At 69.9% G+C, this 2,182-nt stretch carries 2 protein-coding genes; one reads left to right on the top strand and one right to left on the bottom strand.

From position 1 onward, the window contains the following. On the bottom strand, positions 1–730 hold a 730-nt coding region (locus G6019_RS16300), incomplete at its 3' end, for an acyltransferase family protein (protein WP_182628050.1). Between the two features lie 101 nt (positions 731–831). Between G6019_RS16300 and G6019_RS16295 the strand changes: the two genes are divergently transcribed. Continuing rightward, on the top strand, positions 832–2,182 hold a 1,351-nt coding region (locus G6019_RS16295; protein ID WP_194305840.1), incomplete at its 3' end, for a DUF3068 domain-containing protein.

The following is a 2,182-nucleotide window of genomic DNA, read 5'->3' as shown; positions in this document are numbered from 1 at the left end:
CCGCCAGCCGACCGGGCGGGGCGGCGGCGAGCTCGGCGAGGATCATCCCCGCCGCGAACCAGGAGGCGAACGCCGGGGGCAGGATCTGGTCGTTGACCCGTTCGGGTAGCCCCAGCTCGTACCAGGGGACCAGAGCCCACGCCAGGCTCAGTACCCCCACGGCGGCGATCGTCGGGATCCGCCACCGCGCCGCGCGGCCCCGGAGCCCGGCCAGCGCCCACCACAGCAGCGGCAGAACGAGGTAGAACGACATCTCCACGGACAGCGACCACGCGTGGGTCAGGCCCTCGACCAGCGAGTCGGGGACGTATACCTGCGTCAGGGTCAGGTTGGCGATCCAGGTCGAGGCCGAGGTGCGAGCGTTCTGGGGGATGAGGAGGAACACCGTGGCCACCACGACGAGATAGGCGGGCATGATGCGGACGAGGCGGGAGCGCAGGTAGGACCCCGGTGACCGGGCGGTGCCGGGTCCGCCCTGTCGGGCGTGCAGGGCGTGGGCCCGCCACAGCAGGAAGCCGGAGAGCGCGAAGAACACGGCCACGGACAGGTCGAACCGGCCCCAGAGTCGGTTGATCGCCGATCCCGTGGAGGACCCGGTCTGGAACGCGACGTGAGTGGTGAGGACGGCGATCGCGGCGACCGCGCGGAAGCCCTCCAACGCCGGCACGAAGCCGGTGGCGGACGGGAGAGTTCCGACTTGTCGGTCGGGGGTGGCGAATGCGTTCTTCATCACTGTTAATCTTCTCCTGATGATGGTCCGGTCCGGCGACCGACCCGGGAAGCTACCCGGGGGTAACCGGTGGATCCAGGGCGACTCCAGGAGGACAACCGATGGCACGACAGAGCAGTTCCGCGGGACGGAGGTCGTCAGTGCCCGCACTGGTCCTCGTCGGGCTCGGAGCGTTCCTCATCACTATCGCACTGGCGCTGGTCTTCTTCGTGGTGCCGACGCAGAAGAAGACCCCGCTGGACATCAACACCACCACTGTCACCAACACCACGCAGGGTGCGGTCCTGGTCGGCGCGGCGCTGGCCGGTAACACACCGACCGAGCTCAACGCCGACCGCCCCGAGTGCCGCGCCGGGGGCGCGAACGGCGACGACGAGGACGCGGCCGGCGGTTCGCCCGATGAGGGTGCGACCGACGAGGAGCAGGTCGTCGAGACCCCGGACGGCCCGGCGGCTGACGACGCCGATGTCCAGTTCCCGGTCACCTGCTTCATCGACAACGACATCCCGCTCTACTCGCAGCGCCGCGTCCAGGCGGTGGAGCCGTCGGACTCCGAGGTCATCACGTTCCAGGCCGCGCAGTCGCTGCTCCGCGAGGACAAGACCGGTTCGGACGGGGTCGAGGGCCTGGTCAACGCGTCGATCGACCGGGTCACCGTGGACCGGGTGACCGCCGAGCCGACCGACGAGGCCGTGAGCACCCTGCAGCTGGTCGCCACCGGTGCCGGCGACGAGACCGCACCGGCCGGGTTCGTCCGCCGGGGACTGCAGTACAAGTTCCCGTTCGACACCGAGCAGCGGGACTACGACTACTTCGACGCCAGCACCTTCACCACCAACCCGATCTCCTTCGTCGGTGAGACCACCGTGGGCGGCATCGACGCGTACGAGTTCCGTCAGGAGCTCGGGCCGATCGACATGTGGTCCTCGATCCGGGATCATTTCGCGTCGATCAGCGACGGGTACGACCCCGCCGTGGAGGCCGTCCTGGCCAGCTACCGGCGCGAGGGCATGACCGCGGGACAGTGGGGTCTGGCGGGTGACCCGGAGCGCGAGGTCGACATGCGGCGCTTCTACACCAACACCCGCACGGTGTACGTGAACCCCGAGACCGGTCAGATCATCAACGGCAGCGAGAACATCTACCAGTTCTTCGCCGAGGACCAGGACGAGGCGGAGGCCTTCGTCAACGACGCGGCGGGCATGGAGGAGGAGCGGGCCGAGCCCACCCGGACGGCCGTCCGGTTCGAGTCCGGGTGGAACGAGGAGACCCAGGAGCGGACCCTGTCCGCCGCCCAGGAGACGGCGGACACCCTCAACACGTTCGGTCGCATCCTGCCGGCGGTGCTCGGAGTGCTGGGCGTCCTGGCCGTCCTCGGCGGGATCCTGCTGGGCCTCCGCGGAGGCGCGGGGGGTCCGACCGGCAGAGGCACGCGCGCCACCCGTGGCGCCC

Origin of the sequence: Dietzia sp. DQ12-76 (assembly GCF_014145045.1) — a bacterium.
Lineage (GTDB): Bacteria > Actinomycetota > Actinomycetes > Mycobacteriales > Mycobacteriaceae > Dietzia.
The sequence above is the reverse complement of the archived record's forward strand: the minus strand, read 5'-3'. Positions and strand labels throughout refer to the sequence as shown.